At 27.3% G+C, this 14,633-nt stretch carries 17 protein-coding genes; 7 read left to right on the top strand and 10 right to left on the bottom strand.

The features are described from left to right. Positions 1-205 precede the first annotated feature (205 nt). Positions 206-811, top strand: a complete 606-nt coding sequence (locus tag INR60_RS10230) for a hypothetical protein (protein WP_194191432.1) — start codon at positions 206-208, stop codon at positions 809-811. Positions 812-948: 137 nt separating this feature from the next. Continuing rightward, positions 949-1,182: a hypothetical protein gene (locus INR60_RS10225; protein ID WP_194191431.1), complete on the top strand. Its 234-nt coding sequence runs from the start codon at positions 949-951 to the stop codon at positions 1,180-1,182. Between the two features lie 20 nt (positions 1,183-1,202). Here INR60_RS10225 and INR60_RS10220 read toward each other — a convergent pair whose 3' ends face one another. Next, positions 1,203-1,400: a hypothetical protein gene (locus INR60_RS10220; protein ID WP_194191430.1), complete on the bottom strand. Its 198-nt coding sequence runs from the start codon at positions 1,398-1,400 to the stop codon at positions 1,203-1,205. 124 nt (positions 1,401-1,524) lie between these two features. Here INR60_RS10220 and INR60_RS10215 point away from each other — a divergent pair, with 124 nt between their 5' ends. Then, a complete protein-coding gene (locus INR60_RS10215) occupies positions 1,525-2,172 on the top strand; it encodes a TVP38/TMEM64 family protein (RefSeq protein ID WP_194191429.1) in 648 nt (215 codons plus the stop codon). A gap of 105 nt (positions 2,173-2,277) precedes the next feature. After that, positions 2,278-4,656, top strand: coding sequence for a GxGYxYP domain-containing protein (locus INR60_RS10210; protein ID WP_194191428.1), 2,379 nt, complete (start codon positions 2,278-2,280; stop codon positions 4,654-4,656). 4 nt (positions 4,657-4,660) lie between these two features. On the opposite strand, the gene INR60_RS10205 is transcribed toward INR60_RS10210, so the two are convergent. Then, the gene (locus tag INR60_RS10205; protein WP_194191427.1) at positions 4,661-5,398 is read right to left on the bottom strand and encodes a LytR/AlgR family response regulator transcription factor; all 738 of its coding nucleotides are present in this window, start codon (positions 5,396-5,398) and stop codon (positions 4,661-4,663) included. Between the two features lie 128 nt (positions 5,399-5,526). Between INR60_RS10205 and INR60_RS10200 the strand changes: the two genes are divergently transcribed. Continuing rightward, on the top strand, positions 5,527-5,763 hold the full coding sequence (locus INR60_RS10200) for a hypothetical protein (protein ID WP_194191426.1): 237 nt from the start codon (positions 5,527-5,529) through the stop codon (positions 5,761-5,763). A gap of 40 nt (positions 5,764-5,803) precedes the next feature. Here INR60_RS10200 and INR60_RS10195 read toward each other — a convergent pair whose 3' ends face one another. Further along, entirely contained in the window at positions 5,804-6,775 is a 972-nt protein-coding gene (locus INR60_RS10195) for a Gfo/Idh/MocA family protein (protein ID WP_194191425.1), read from the bottom strand. 120 nt (positions 6,776-6,895) lie between these two features. Then, positions 6,896-7,600, bottom strand: a complete 705-nt coding sequence (locus INR60_RS10190; RefSeq protein WP_194191424.1) for a hypothetical protein — start codon at positions 7,598-7,600, stop codon at positions 6,896-6,898. A 286-nt stretch (positions 7,601-7,886) separates the two neighbouring features. Here INR60_RS10190 and INR60_RS10185 point away from each other — a divergent pair, with 286 nt between their 5' ends. Then, entirely contained in the window at positions 7,887-8,843 is a 957-nt protein-coding gene (locus INR60_RS10185) for an N-acetylmuramoyl-L-alanine amidase (RefSeq protein WP_194191423.1), read from the top strand. Between the two features lie 91 nt (positions 8,844-8,934). On the opposite strand, the gene INR60_RS10180 is transcribed toward INR60_RS10185, so the two are convergent. From INR60_RS10180 to INR60_RS10165, 4 genes are all read right to left on the bottom strand, one after another. After that, complete coding sequence (locus INR60_RS10180) at positions 8,935-9,924, bottom strand: DUF4003 family protein (RefSeq protein ID WP_194191422.1); 990 nt, start codon at positions 9,922-9,924, stop codon at positions 8,935-8,937. A gap of 43 nt (positions 9,925-9,967) precedes the next feature. Continuing rightward, positions 9,968-10,420, bottom strand: a complete 453-nt coding sequence (locus INR60_RS10175) for a hypothetical protein (protein ID WP_194191421.1) — start codon at positions 10,418-10,420, stop codon at positions 9,968-9,970. Further along, positions 10,404-10,826, bottom strand: coding sequence for a nucleotidyltransferase domain-containing protein (locus INR60_RS10170; protein ID WP_194191420.1), 423 nt, complete (start codon positions 10,824-10,826; stop codon positions 10,404-10,406). The genes INR60_RS10175 and INR60_RS10170 overlap by 17 nt, the downstream gene beginning before the upstream one ends. 78 nt (positions 10,827-10,904) lie before the next feature. Then, the gene (locus INR60_RS10165; RefSeq protein ID WP_194191419.1) at positions 10,905-11,804 is read right to left on the bottom strand and encodes an N-acetylmuramoyl-L-alanine amidase; all 900 of its coding nucleotides are present in this window, start codon (positions 11,802-11,804) and stop codon (positions 10,905-10,907) included. A 160-nt stretch (positions 11,805-11,964) separates the two neighbouring features. Here INR60_RS10165 and INR60_RS10160 point away from each other — a divergent pair, with 160 nt between their 5' ends. After that, the gene (locus INR60_RS10160) at positions 11,965-12,471 is read left to right on the top strand and encodes a ferritin (protein WP_194191418.1); all 507 of its coding nucleotides are present in this window, start codon (positions 11,965-11,967) and stop codon (positions 12,469-12,471) included. A 63-nt stretch (positions 12,472-12,534) separates the two neighbouring features. Here the strand turns inward: INR60_RS10160 and INR60_RS10155 are convergent, their stop codons facing one another. Continuing rightward, a complete protein-coding gene (locus tag INR60_RS10155; protein ID WP_194191417.1) occupies positions 12,535-13,707 on the bottom strand; it encodes an MFS transporter in 1,173 nt (390 codons plus the stop codon). A 159-nt stretch (positions 13,708-13,866) separates the two neighbouring features. Then, positions 13,867-14,349: a large conductance mechanosensitive channel protein MscL gene (gene mscL, locus INR60_RS10150; RefSeq protein WP_194191416.1), complete on the bottom strand. Its 483-nt coding sequence runs from the start codon at positions 14,347-14,349 to the stop codon at positions 13,867-13,869. Positions 14,350-14,633: the final 284 nt, after the last annotated feature.

Here is a 14,633-nt window from a genome sequence, read left to right as displayed (position 1 = left end):
TTTTAAATAATAGATTTTTTATTATATTATTCGTTTACAAATATGATTTTATCACACTATCTAAGTTAATCCCAAACAAAGATGTTAATTTATAAAAATAAACTTTCACTCTTTTAACATATTATTTAATGTTAACTAATATTTACTACATATTGTTAATTTATAATATTATGTAAATAATATTGTTTTGAAAGGGGAAAAGACAATGAAACGAAAATTTCTTTCTATACTTTTAATTTCTTCAGTCCTATTAAGTAGCTTTATATTTATTGGTTGTAAAGAAGATAAAAATGTAGAATCAAATAATGAACTTAATACAACAGAAAATCAAGGCACTAATACTAAAGATAAAAGTAAAAACGATAACTCCTCTACTTCAAAAGAAGAAGAGAAGAAAAAAGAAGATGTTGTAAATAATACAAAAAAGAAAACAGCTTACTCAGAAGATCAAAAAAGTGATACTACTACAAAAAATGAAAGTAAAAAACCTTTAAATAAGGCTGAACTTGCAAAAAAAATAATAAAAACTGAAACTTCAAAAGATATGACTGTAACTCCGGTTAATGTAACTAACCCTGGAAAGAACTTTTCTTATAGGAAAGCTTCTGAAAGTAGCCTTTACTATTGCAATGAAGGCAAATTTAATCAAGAAAAATTATCTAACGGATTCGTAATAGATTTCTTTGGTGAAGCTAAAGACGGCTCTTATCAATTTAAAATAACTAGTTATGACATATTAAAAAACGGAGGGGATGGCACAGTAGACTCAGGTACAGCTTATCCTAACGGCGATATTGTTATGAATCATTAATTAAAACTTAAATAGATTGAAAGTAATTTTACATTATTTCAATCTTTCCCCATTTGAGAAAACGTATACAAAACCCTGTTTTTTATGTTAAATATATACTATACTTTTAATATAAGGATGTTTAAGGAGGTTTTTATATGTCAAAAGATTTTATTAAAGGAACTTTAGTATTTTTTCTAATAGTTTCATTAGTTACTATTTTAGTACCATTTACTCCTTATGAGTTTAGTCTTTTCAATATATATACACCACTTATGAATTCTGAATCTTGGATTCAAAATGTAACTATAAACTATAATATAGTTATTCTTTTTATGGTTTTAATAGCTTGCATAACTTCATTTACTTTATTTAAAATTAGTAAAAAATAAGAGTAGCTTTAAAGCTACTCTTATTCTTTATATAAACCGTCTTCTAATATTTTATTTGCTAAAATTCCAATGTTTACTTCCCTAGTATCCATATAAACATCTATAATTCTATCTGCTAAAATTACTTCAACGTATTCTATATGCTCTCCATTTTCATCAGTAAAATTTATTACATCAAATGTAAGTATTTCTTCTTTTAACTTCTTTTTAGTTATCATATGTCCTCCAAATAAAAAATAATTGTATTTTTAGATTATATCACAAATCTCTTTATTTATCCCTATACAACTACACTTATAAGGCTTATTATAAAATAAGCTAAAAAATTTTTAGGAGAAACAAATGAAAAAGAAAACTTTAATACTTGGAATAATAATATTTTTTTTAATTCTTTCTGGATTTTATATTTATCAAAACAATATTAATATAATGGAAGTTTTAACCGTTAGTAACATAAAAGATTTTGTATTATCTTTTGGCATCTTTGGGCCAATAATAGCTATCCTTATTTGTATTTTAACTTGCATAACTACTTTTATCCCAGGGTTTTTAGTAGTCTTTGCACTATCTGCCTTATACGGATTTGTTGGCTCTGTTATTATAACTATGATAGGTTACACTTTAGGGTCTATAATATGTTTTATCTTAGCAAAATATCTAGGCCGTGATTTTGTTTTAAAATACACTACTAAAGGCGCTATGAAAAAACTTGATGACTTCTTAAAAACTGAAGGTTTTATGTCTATCTTAATTTCAAGGCTTTTACCTTTTATACCATATAACTTAACTAGTTATCTAGCTGGTTTAAGCTCTATAGACCTTAAAAGCTTTATTTTAGGAACGGTAATAGGCCAGATTCCAGGAACTTTAGCCTATGCTTATATTGGAAAACTTTTAACTGGAACTACAAAATCAATATTTATTGGAATTTCAATATTTTTAGCACTTATATCTTTAACAATCCTTCTTAAGAAAAGATATTATAAATAAATTTATAAAAGAAACTCTTTTTTCTGAGTTTCTTTTCTTTTTGAATAAAATTATTACATATCAGAAATCATAATATTATCATTATGATTTTTAGAGGTGTTATTTATGAAAAAATATTTTAAGTTTTTGATTATAGCTTTTTTAAGTTTAATCTTTTCCTTATTTTCTAATATTCCCGCCTTTTCTTACGCCTCTAATCTCTCTTTAGTCTTAGATACTGAAAATTCTATAGACCTTCCTAAAAACTTTAGAAAATGTGCAGATTCTGATATATCTAAATTTAGTTCTGATCTAAACTTAACTAATTTCGATAATTTAAAAATTTCAGGTAGTGCACAGTTTACGGAGCAATCTTTAGACTTAGTCTTAAATGCTATAGGAAAAACCTACAAAATAATAGATGTAGACTTAAGAGAAGAGTCTCATGGCTTTATAAACGGCCTTGCAGTTAGTTTTAAAAATTCATTAAATAATGCAAATGCCGGACTTTCCCTAAAAGAAATCAAAGATACAGAAAATGAACTATTATCATCTATTAAATTAAATGAGCCTTTAAATATAAACCAATCTTCTTCTTCAAAGAAGGTAATCATTCCGACAATTGTAGAGAATGAAGAGAATGTTTGCAAAAAAAGGCTGATAGACTATTACAGAATACCAGTAACAGATGGTAATTTACCTTCTCCTGAAATGGTTTCTAGATTTGTAAACTTCGTTAATTCACTTCCTGAAAACGCTTGGCTTCACTTCCACTGTAAAGCTGGAGTAGGCAGAACTACAACCTTTATGATTATGTACGATATTATGAAAAACTGTGATTTTGTAAGCCTAAAGGATATAATAGATAGACAAATTTTTATTGCAAATCTGTCTGAAGCTAATGCTACTGACTTTAAAACTGGTAGGCGTTTAGCTTTCTTTACTGAATTTTATAACAGCTGTAAATCAACTAAAGAAACTCTAGCTTCAGTTAAAACTCCATCCCTTGAGGATGATTACATAAAAAGTCCTGTAGTAGCTAAAAATCTATACGTAATATCTGAAAATGATATGTCAAAAGAAGAACAAACTATGATTTCTACCTTACAAGGTCTTGTTTCAAAAAAGTCTAAAAACCAAATATATATTACAACAAATGGCGAACCTGATTATAATATTTGGCTTAATGATTTAAAAAATAATTATAATGTCTCTTATAAATTTATAAGAGACCCTTTTAAATTGATAAAAATGTTTCAAAGAGATATTAGTGGCTACGTATTATATAGTAACAAAAATTACTATTCAATAAACAACGCCTGTACCTTAGCATCATTAAAGGACTCTATAGTTATTGATGAAACTTTAGAATCAAATATAAATAAAATAGGAATAAAAAATTTAGCTGGTGATTGTAGAAATACTGATAAAACATGGGCCTTTGATAATCTTTGGGATAAAGGTTTAAACCACTCTACAGTAATTGAATTATCACCTGAAAAAAGTGCACCTCTTAGAGACTATGCTATAATGTCAAAATCTTTAGTTTTCTATGAAGAAGATATTAATGACTCTTCCTTTAGAAAAAAAATATTTAGTTCTATGGATGAGAATTCTCACATACTTGGCTGGGGCCCTGACGAGCACACAAATGTAAAAATAGCATCTACATATGGCGTAGATATGATTGCAGCTGATTGGTCTTATAATCTTTCAGTTTTAAGTGCTTTTAAATCTTCAAAAGTCAAACAAAAAAAACTAGATACCGTAGATAAAGATGGTGTTCATTATGTAACTTTTATAATGTCTGATGGTGATAATTTGCAATGGCTTCAAGGCAGTAATTATAGCTCTAAAGATTGGTTTGGATCTAAAAAGAGAGGTAACTTTAACTTAGGTTGGTCACTAAGTCAGTCTTTATATTATTTATCCCCTACTATTTTTAAAAACTACTACGCTTATTCTAAGAAGGACTGTTTTGTTGTACCACCCTCTGGAAATGGATATATGTATCCAAGTCAGTTCCCTAAAGATAAATTAGGATCATATACTAAAAAGTTAAATGATTATATGGAAAAATCTAATCAAAACTACGTACTTATATTAGATGACGAGTCTTTAGATAATATATCACTTTGGGATAATTACACTAAAGAATCTAATATTAAAGGATTATTTTATTTAAATTACAATAAAAACAACAGTTACTACGGAAAAACAGTTTGGTCTAATAATAAACCTATAGTTTCTTGTAGAGATTTACTTTGGGGCGGTTTAGAAGATGAAAACACTCTTATAAAGAACATAGATAAAAGAGTAAATAAAGGGTTTACTAAAAAATCAGATATTAATTCATACACATTTGTATACGTACACGTTTGGAGTAATACTATGGATAATGTTCAATACGTAATAAATAAACTTAATGAGAACCCTAAAGTATCAGTAGTTACTCCTAATAACTTTATGGAACTTATAAGTACATATGTTAAAGATAAAAAATAGCAAACTAAGCGTTTGCTATTTTTAAATCATCTATCTTCTCTAAGACTAAATCCTTGTATTTATAACCTATAGGAATTATATCATCACAAGAAAAAAAGTTAGCTTCAAAAGATTTTTTATCTATTTTTTTTATATCCTCGATATAATTTTTATTAAGTGCAAAAGCCTTGTGACACCTTATAATGTTTTCATCATCTATGATTTCTAGTAACTTTTGTAACCCAAATCCTTTAGCTAAAACCTTTCCATTTTTAGTCCTTATGATGCAGTTTCTATCTATATACTCAATAAAAATTATGTCTTCTAAAAATATCTTTGTTTTCATCGTGTTTGATACATTAAAAATTATACTTCTTCCCTCTTTAATTGAATTTAAACTTCCATTTTTAAAAAGGTTTATTATATTTATAATCTCATCTTCTTCAAAGTTTTTATTTAAAAAATCATGATTATATCTAGCCCTTAAATCATCTAATATGTATTTTTCGTCTTCTGTAACTAGTATAACCTTAGCTAATGCATATTTTTCATCTCTTATAATATCTTTTGCAAACTCTATACCTAATCTATCTTGCAAATCTATATCTAAGAAAAATACTGAAATACTTTTCTTTTTAATGATTTCTCTAGCTTCTCTTACATTCTTTATAGAGTAAACTCTATAGTCCCAAAAGTTTTTCTCTATTGTTTTTACTAATTTTTCACGAATTAACTTTTTCCCCTCTAAAACTAATATGTTCAAATTTTCACCCCCTATAATTTTTATGATATCCTTTTTAATACTTTTTTACAATATTTTTGAATAATTTGTATTTATATTTTATTTAATTAATTGGAATACTATATTTAAATAATCTTTAGGAGGTTACTATGGATTTTAAGAGTTTTATAACAAATTCAAATAGAATAACAAAAGTTCTTTTAATACTCTCTTATTTAAGAGTAGTTACAATAATTTATAACTCGATTTATATAATCCCTGTAACTCTTTTATTTATATTTCTTTTATTTTTAGCATACAAAAACCGCATTAAATACCAAACTTTATTTAATACTGTTTTAGCTTTATTTATAATAATTTTAACTGTGTATATCTTTTATAAATAACAAAAACTTCATCTAATTCGATGAAGTTTTTATTGTTTCACTATCTTTCGAAAGGATATTTAATTCCAAATGACTCACGTAGTGAATCCATTATGTCCATAACATCAGTAGATAACTCTAATGTGTTTTCTCTTTTATTATTTAAAATAGCATCACTCATATAAGCTATTTCATATTCTAAAGCTTTGCTTGAATCTCCTGCAATCACTTCTTCTACTCTTCCGTCTAAGTAAGTGATTATAGCTTTATTAGCCCTTGGAAAATCATCTACAGTTATAAATCCATTAGTACAAGCAACTATCCCTCTTTTTGGCATTTTTGCTCTCATAGTTAATGTTACTACAGCCATCTCATCATTTTTATTTTTTAAGATAATTCCTGACTGTTCGTCTACCCCAGTTTGGTATTTTTTAACTGATGTTAGTATCTCGCAAGGATTTTTGCTTAAAAAGCTTCTAACAAATGATAATGCGTAAGTTCCTATATCTAAAAGAGCTCCACCTGCTAAATCCTTATTAAAGAATCTATTGTTTGGATCATCTTCTTTGCAGCTTCCAAAAGTAACGTTTATCATCTTAAGTTCGCCAAGTTCTCCTTTAGCTAATCTCTCTTTAAGTTCTTTATAAAGTGGCATATGATATATAGTCATAGCTTCTTCTAGAATTAAACCTTTTTCTTTTGCTATATTCTTTACTTCTTTAAGCTCATTACTATTAACGGTAATCGCTTTTTCGCATAATACATGCTTTCCTTTAAGTAATGCTTTTTTTATGTACTCATAATGGTTTGAGTGCGGAGTTGATACGTAAATTACATCTAAATCCTTATCATCTAAAAGCTCATCGTAGCTTCCAAAAGCTTTAGTCACTCCAAACTCATCTTTAAATTTGTTTGCTTTTTCTATGTTTCTAGAACCTACCGCATAAACGTTTCCATTAACCTTATTTAAAGCCTTTGCAAAGTCTTTTGCTATTGTTCCTGGTCCTAAAATTCCCCATTTTAAATTTTTCATAGCCTCACCTCATTATTTATTTTTATTTTAAGTATACCACTAATTCTAATTTTAATTAATGCCTTATAACTAAAGAAAAAAATGGTGGTTTAAAATGTATTTAAACCACCATTTTTTTCTTTATCTAATTCTATAAAATTCTAAAGATCTCTTAGCTTCCATCCTTATTACTCCACTAGTTTTAGATACAATTCTCTCTAATTCATTTTTTCCTTCTAACTTATTAAATGCAGAAAGACAAATTATTAATTTCCACTTCAAAAGATCATCGTTTGAATATTTTTTAAGGGCTAAAATTATTTCTTTAACGTTTTCTTCTGTAGATAAAATCCTATTATGATATACTAAAAAGCCTATTGCATCTATAACTTCTGAGATTGCCTTTCTATCCCCATTCCGTAATACATCTAATAAAACTATCATAACTTCTTTATCCATATGTCCAAAGGTTCTACTTATTAAATCACGAGGCAAAGGATACGTTTTCTTTCTTGATACAGTTTTAGGGACAGACTTGTATTGGTTATTACCTATTTCACCTAAGTAGCTTACCATAAGCTTGGCCCCTTTTACTCCACTAAGCCTTAAAAATTCGCAGATTTCTAATCTTGTGTATAATGCTTTTTCTTTTAAAAGCATCTCTAGTAGGTTATGTACAACTTCTAAATCATTATATTTTTCAAGTTCTATAAGCCCTCTAACAGCCATAGTTCTATCACTTGCAGAATCTGAATTTAATAATTCCTCTAGTTTCTCTAAAGGTTTTCCTACTATACCATCTTCATAAAATCCTCTTTTCTTTAAACTATCATTGTTACTTTTCATATTCTAACTCCCATCAAATAAAAGGTATTATGTAAATCAAAATACAATTTTTTCTATATTTATAAAGTATTTTGTTTTTTCTTGATTATATTGTAACATTATTAATAAAGTAATTCTATATTTATCTATTTATCAATAAAATTATTTATTTTTCAAAATATTTTACTTTTATAGAAATTTATCAGTTAAAATTAAGCCTAAAGCTCATAATTCACATAGTTAAAATAAACTATTTTAAATTTTTGAATATAGATATATTAAAGATAAATTATTCGAGGTGAATTTTATGAAAATTGCAGTACGAGGAGGTCATAATTTTAGCGTTCCAGGGGCTAGAGGTATAATCGATGAAACAACTGAAGACAGAAAAGTAAAAAACTCAATTATTAAGTATTTAAAAATTGCAGGTGAGGAAGTTTTAGACGTTACCCCTCCTGATAGTTATAATACAGTTTCTAGCGATTTAGTTTATGGTGTAAAAAAGGCCGCAGCTTTTGGTGCAGAGCTTTTTGTTAGTTGTCACTTTAACAAAGCTTATGATAAATACGACGGTGCTATAGGAACTGAAGTCTTAGTTTATTCTAAGAATTCTGATATAACTATAGCAGAAAGAGTTTTAAATAATATAACTAATCTTGGATTTAAGAAACGTGGAGTAATTGAAAGACCTGGGCTTTACGAACTTCGCGCAACTTCTATGAAGTCTATGATAATTGAGACATGCTTTGTTGAAGCTACTAAAGACGTGGAGCTATATCGTTCTATCGGTTTTGATGCTATAGGAAAGGCAATTGCTGAAGCTATCTTAAATAAAAGTATTTCTTCAAACTCAAATCAAACCCAAAAGCCAAATCCTACTCCATCTAAACCAAACCCTGTTATAAAACCAAATCCTACTCCTGAAAAACCTAAACCTAATTTAGAAAAACCTAAAGACAAATGGATTGGTTTATTACAAGCTGAATTAAACAAGCAATATAACTCAGGGCTTTTAGTTGATTCTATTGCAGGCCCTAAAACACTTGCTTCTTGCATAGTTATAAATAGTGGAGCTAAGGGTAATATAACAACCCTTATTCAAAAAAGACTTATAGAGTTTGGGATTTCTTGCGGAAAGTACGGAGCAGACGGTTCTTACGGCGCTTCTACAAAGGCAGCAGTTATAAATTTTCAAAAGATGAAAGGTCTTTACCCTGATGGAATAGTTGGAAAAAATACTTGGGCTAAACTATTAAAATTGTAGTTTACTTTTATGTAAACATAACTGTAAATATATTTGTATGCAAAATAAATCCTAGTAAATTTAAAAATTTACTAGGATTTTAATTTTAATTTTAATTTGACGCAGCGGCTGCGGCAGCTGCACCAGCCGCTGCACTAGCAGCTGCTATTTGGATTACTAATTGAATATTTAAAGTTATATTGTTTGTAGTATTAATTATCTTTAAAGATTCTTCATCGCTTATCAAACTAGAATATTTTGATGCTACTATCCCTATAGCAAACATATTTCGAATATTTGATGACATACTAAATGTCCCAAACCCATATTTTTCTTTCATAATTTTTATAGTATCTTTAACTTCTTTTGCAAATTCTTTAGGAGTTCCTGTTATAAATGCTGATACCCCAATTAAAGGGTAAGCGTAACTGTTTAGCCTTATGCTATCTTTAGAAAGTTCTTTTGAAAAAGCTGATACCTTTTTAGCTTTTTCACTAACATCCCCATTAAATAATACTAAAATATGAGATAAATTTTGAAGCTTATTTCCTCCAAAAATATGATCTTCTTTAAGTATCTTATACTGGGCTTCAATCTCTTCTAAAGTTTTATCAAGATTTTCAGAAGTTACAGCAATCATAGCTGCAGCTGAAATATCTTCGTGTCCTGTTAAAAACCAGTGATTCTTTTTCATAGAATCGTATACATATTTAGTTTTATCTATAGCTTTATAGATATCAATATTATCTCTTGAGTTAAATATTATTTGCGCTGCTAAAACTAAATACTCATTTGAAAAAAAGTTCTTTTTTAACCTTTCATAAATTGCATTAATCTCTCTAAAACTTGTAGTCATATTATTAGTAAGTGATATTGTTACTGCAACATTTAAAAGATTATTTCCTCTAAAATTAGAAAATACTATAGTGTTTTCTTTTATAATCTTTATAGCTTCAGTTATTCTGTTAGAATTTGCTCTTATTCCCCTTAAAGTTAAAGATAGGGCGGCACATTTTCTAAAACTTGAATTAGTAAATATACCACATGATTTTCTAAGCTCCTCATCATTAAAAACGAGAAGATCAATTTTTTCAGAAACCATATATCTCACCTCTTTTATACCTTTACTAATATTATACAATATTTTAAACAGTTTTTGCTTCTAATCTAATCTTTTCATCAGTTATTCTCAAAAATATTTCCAATAATTCCATTTTATCAATAGAATATTTCAAAATATCGTCTTCAACTCTTTCTCTTTTATAATAATCGTGAGTATATCTATTTCTTAGTTTTACTGCTGCTACTAAAAATTTGCTTAAATCATCATCTATAAATCCATAAAGGCAAGATTTCTTAATTAAATCAGGTCCTGAAAGCCTGTCTACATAATTATCAGTCATTACTAAATACGTTTCAGCCATATCGATTATATATTCTGTAAAATCTTGAAAATACCCTATAATAGCTCTTTTTAAAAATATAGAATCTGTAGTTTTGTATTCCTTTATAGCCCCTTGCATAAGCTTTAAGGTATCTTTTGCAGAATTAAACTTTAAATTTAAGCTTTCCTTTTTATATTTATAATAAGCTGCCATCTCTATTTTCCTCCATTAATTTAAGGTCTTTATTTATTTTATTATCTAGCCATTCATTTTCTCTATTATATTTATTAATGTATATTCTAAAATCTATTTCTTTATAATGGTCTAATATAAGTTTATCCATGCTATCTATATATTGATTTGCAAAGATAGTATCATAATCTTTCATAGTTATAAATGTAAGATGAATATCATCATACTCGAAATAGTCCTTTAAAATTGGAATTAGTTCTTCTTCAACGTCAAATTCATCCATAACATCATCTCTGCATTTTAAAAGAACGAGGATATCTATATCACTTATGCCATCTTTAAAAAAATCAGTTCCGTAACTTCCAAACACAGCCATAGAGATAACATTATTTAATTCTTTAAGCTTTAAATCTTTTAAATATTTCAAAATATATCCCACCTTAAATCAATTTAACATTGTTTCTTTATTATTCTTAATTATAACACATAGGCGTTTTTCTATTCTTTAATTTATCTTAGATTTAATTGCTATAGAGAAAAGCCTAAAGTTTTCTTTTAACTTTTTAGAATCCTCTCTGTTACTTAAAAAAGCTGTTTCTATTAGGATTGCTTTCATCTTAGTGCACCTTAAAACTGCAAAATTTCCTTCTTTAACTCCTCGATTTTTTAAGTTTAAACTTTTAGATATTTCTAAAGCTATCCTTTCTCCTAAGTCTTTAGTTTCCCTATTTTTAAGGTTATAGATAAATACTTCTGTCTCACTTGCATCCGTATTTAAAGAAGAATTACAGTGAATTGATATAAATAAATCCCCCTTAAAGCTATTACCTATATCAGATCTTTCCTTTAAACTTAAAAACCTATCGTCTTCTCTAGTTAGTTTTACAGTAAACCCGTCTCTTAATAACTCTTCTTTTAAAGCCTTACTTATCTTAAGGTTAATATCCTTTTCTTTAAGTCCGTTAGATGTAGCACCAGGATCTTTCCCTCCGTGACCTGGGTCTATTACTATTTTAAAACTATTACTATAATTGTCTTTTAAATATAAAAGTTCTTTTGTTTTATCCTTTACTACTCCATCTTCTTTTAAGCCTTTTATCTTTTGAAAGAGTTTTACACCCTTAAAAGTTTTAACTCCAGCTATACCGTCTACCTTCCCTATATTAATTCCTTTTTTAAGTAACATCTCTTGAATAGATTTAATTTCTATTTTTAACTTGTTTAAAGTTTTATCTCCTGCTATACCGTCTATTGTTAGCTTAAAAGCTTTTTGAAATTTTTCTACTGATATTTTAGTGTTTTCTCCAAATATGGAGTCTAAACCTTTAGGTGAAAATCCTATAATATGAAGTCCATACTGCAAAAATAATACATTTTCTCCCTTGCTTCCTTTTTTTAAAACCATAAATCCCCCTATACATTCTTTATTTTTATCTATTACAATTAATAAATATGTATTTATATTTATTAGATTTAAAATTCACATAATTAAATTAAAAGTAACTTTTATAAAAATGTTATATAGTAAAATTATGTTATAATAAATAGAAAAAGGAGGAATCATTATGTTAAATGAAAAAATGGCAACTATGATTAACACACAATTAAATAGAGAGTTAGAATCAGCTTACATATACCAAGCTATGGAGCTTTATTTTGCATCTCATAACTTAGCTGGATTCCAAAACTTCTTCCACGTTCAAGTTCAAGAAGAATTAGCTCACGCTCACCTTTTCATAGATTATTTAAATCGTCTTGGAGGAAAGGTAGAATTAGAAGCTATCTCAAAACCAAACCAAACTTTCGATTCAGTTCTTGAAGTTTTTGAAGCTGCTTTAGCTCACGAAAGAACTGTAACTGGATGGATTTACGAACTTATGGGTGAAGCTATAGACGCTAGAGATTTCTCAACTCAAAGTTATTTAAAATGGTTTGTAGACGAACAAACAGAAGAAGAAGAAACTTTCACTGGAATAGTTGATAAGTTAAAATTCATAAACGGAGATCCACACGCTATACTATTATTAGATAATGAATTAGCAGCACGTACTTTCGTTCAACCTGTTATCTAATTTTTCTATATAATCTTAAAAAAGATAGCTTAAAGCAATTTTTAAAATTGCTTTAAGCTATCTTTATTTTTTTAAAATCTTATTATTAAAAATTAAAATAAAACTAAATGTAGTTATTATTAAACAGACTATTAAAGAAGTTATTAAATTATTATTTGAAAACCTACTTATAATAAAATTTACTATAACTGAAGTAATGCTTCCAAGCACAGAATAAATTGATAAAATAGTCGCTCTATTTTTTGAATCTTTTTTTATCCATTTATTTTCTATATCAGTGATTATTGGATAAATCATATAACTTATAGTTTCTACGACTATAATAAATACGATAGATAAAAGCCAGTTGCTTGTACTTATTAAAATACTTAAAGACAAGCCTAATAAAAAAATAAAAGCTAAAACAACTCGTCTTTTCCCAAACTTTCTAGTTAATACGTTTACTTTATAAGAAAAGAAACCTAAAACTTGAGCAGCTGCACTTATTATTCCAAAATACTCTACAGCTATCCCCGACTTTAAATATTGAAGTTGATTTAAATAAACTACTATATTTGTGCATACCTCAATAAATAAGGTTATAGCAAGCACAAAAATTATCATCTCTTTTAAATTTATTATATCTTTAAACGATGTTTTTAAACTTGATTTTTTACTAGAGTCTGCATCCCTTTTTACATCTTTTAAGAAGAAACATAGTATAAATGCTAGAAAATAACTAAAAAAAGTTATTAAAACAGTAAGGTCCATACTAAACTTACTTATAAAGCCAGATACTATAGATGATAACATTATCCCCACTATATAAAAGCTCTGCCAAATCCCATAAGCCTTTTCCCCATCATTTTCACCTATAGAATGGTATAAAAGTGCTGTATCTACTCCAGACCTTCCGGAAATTGCAATCCCCCGTATAAGCATCATTATTGCAAAGGCTTCAAACCCATACGATATATACATAATTAAAAATCCTAAAGCTGAAATTCCATAACCTATTATTAAAGTAGTTTTGTAACTAGTTTTATCTGCTACCCATCCCCAAGGAATTTCAAAAACCATAATTGATATTAAAAGAATAGATTCTAAATTATATATATTATCTAAGGATACTCCTCTTGAATTTAGAAATAGTGTCTGAATAGGCACAAAAAATATAAGACCTTGAAATAATCCTATAAAACAAAGCAATAGAAAATTTCTATTTTTTATGTCTATCCCCTTAAAACATATATTCAATTTTTTCGCCCCCTTTTTTGTCTCTATTATTTTACAACAAAAAAAATTATCTCCTATCTTTATGAAAATTAAATTTACCTTTTATTAACTTTTAATCTAGTCTTATAGGGATAAAAAAAGATAGCTTATATTTGCATTAAATATAAGCTATCTAAAAGATTATTTATCTTCTAATTCTTCTTTTAATTCTGATGATTCTTTTAAAACAGATGTACAATGAGGGCATCTAGTTGCCTCTATATTAATCTTACTAAAACAGAATGGACATTCTTTTTCAGTTTCTTCTACAACTTCTTCTTCTTTCTTAGAAGTAAGTGATCTAATTTTACCAAGTTGTCTAATTACAAAGAATATTGAAAAAGCTATAATTAAGAAGTTTATTAAATTATTTAAAAACATTCCGTAGTTTATAGTTGCAGCACCTGCTGCCTTTGCTGCTTGAAGTGAAGGATATTCCTTTCCACTTAAGTTTATATATAGGTTTGAAAAATCTATCTTCCCTACTAATAATCCAACTAGTGGCATAATTATGTCATTAACTAATGAAGTTACAATCTTTCCAAAAGCACCCCCGACAACAACCCCTATTGCCATATCCATTACATTACCCTTCATGGCAAATTCTTTAAAATCTTTCCACATACCTTAACTCTCCTTTTATTCTTTTGTTAATTGTATAAATCTTTAATTTTTAATTTATGCATTTAATAAAACAGTAAAAAAATTGTAACAAATAAAAATACCTAAATCAATTAAACATTTGTAAACAATATTTGCTTAATTGTTCATAATTTATAAATTACTTATCCTTTTACTGAATGAATTCGGTTTCACCCTTTTCTTTAGTAAATTAGCTAAAATTTTCTTTAATTAATAAAAAAATTATGCGAAGTGTAATTTGTGCACTTTTTCTAAAATAAATACAC

Source organism: Clostridium chrysemydis (assembly GCF_015234215.1).
In the GTDB taxonomy this organism is placed as follows: Bacteria; Bacillota; Clostridia; order Clostridiales; family Clostridiaceae; genus Clostridium; species Clostridium chrysemydis.
Note: the sequence above shows the minus strand (reverse complement) of the source record. Positions and strands in the feature narration are given on the sequence as shown.

What these genes read in the sequence shown, in the direction of transcription:
- INR60_RS10230 (WP_194191432.1), top strand. Translation starts at nt 206, where the DNA reads ATGAAACGAAAATTTCTTTCTATACTTTTAATTTCTTCAGTCCTATTA.
- INR60_RS10225 (WP_194191431.1), top strand. Translation starts at nt 949, where the DNA reads ATGTCAAAAGATTTTATTAAAGGAACTTTAGTATTTTTTCTAATAGTT.
- INR60_RS10220 (WP_194191430.1), bottom strand. Translation starts at nt 1,400, where the DNA reads ATGATAACTAAAAAGAAGTTAAAAGAAGAAATACTTACATTTGATGTA.
- INR60_RS10215 (WP_194191429.1), top strand. Translation starts at nt 1,525, where the DNA reads ATGAAAAAGAAAACTTTAATACTTGGAATAATAATATTTTTTTTAATT.
- INR60_RS10210 (WP_194191428.1), top strand. Translation starts at nt 2,278, where the DNA reads ATGAAAAAATATTTTAAGTTTTTGATTATAGCTTTTTTAAGTTTAATC.
- INR60_RS10200 (WP_194191426.1), top strand. Translation starts at nt 5,527, where the DNA reads ATGGATTTTAAGAGTTTTATAACAAATTCAAATAGAATAACAAAAGTT.
- INR60_RS10195 (WP_194191425.1), bottom strand. Translation starts at nt 6,775, where the DNA reads ATGAAAAATTTAAAATGGGGAATTTTAGGACCAGGAACAATAGCAAAA.
- INR60_RS10190 (WP_194191424.1), bottom strand. Translation starts at nt 7,600, where the DNA reads ATGAAAAGTAACAATGATAGTTTAAAGAAAAGAGGATTTTATGAAGAT.
- INR60_RS10185 (WP_194191423.1), top strand. Translation starts at nt 7,887, where the DNA reads ATGAAAATTGCAGTACGAGGAGGTCATAATTTTAGCGTTCCAGGGGCT.
- INR60_RS10180 (WP_194191422.1), bottom strand. Translation starts at nt 9,924, where the DNA reads ATGGTTTCTGAAAAAATTGATCTTCTCGTTTTTAATGATGAGGAGCTT.
- INR60_RS10175 (WP_194191421.1), bottom strand. Translation starts at nt 10,420, where the DNA reads ATGGCAGCTTATTATAAATATAAAAAGGAAAGCTTAAATTTAAAGTTT.
- INR60_RS10165 (WP_194191419.1), bottom strand. Translation starts at nt 11,804, where the DNA reads ATGGTTTTAAAAAAAGGAAGCAAGGGAGAAAATGTATTATTTTTGCAG.
- INR60_RS10160 (WP_194191418.1), top strand. Translation starts at nt 11,965, where the DNA reads ATGTTAAATGAAAAAATGGCAACTATGATTAACACACAATTAAATAGA.
- mscL (WP_194191416.1), bottom strand. Translation starts at nt 14,349, where the DNA reads ATGTGGAAAGATTTTAAAGAATTTGCCATGAAGGGTAATGTAATGGAT.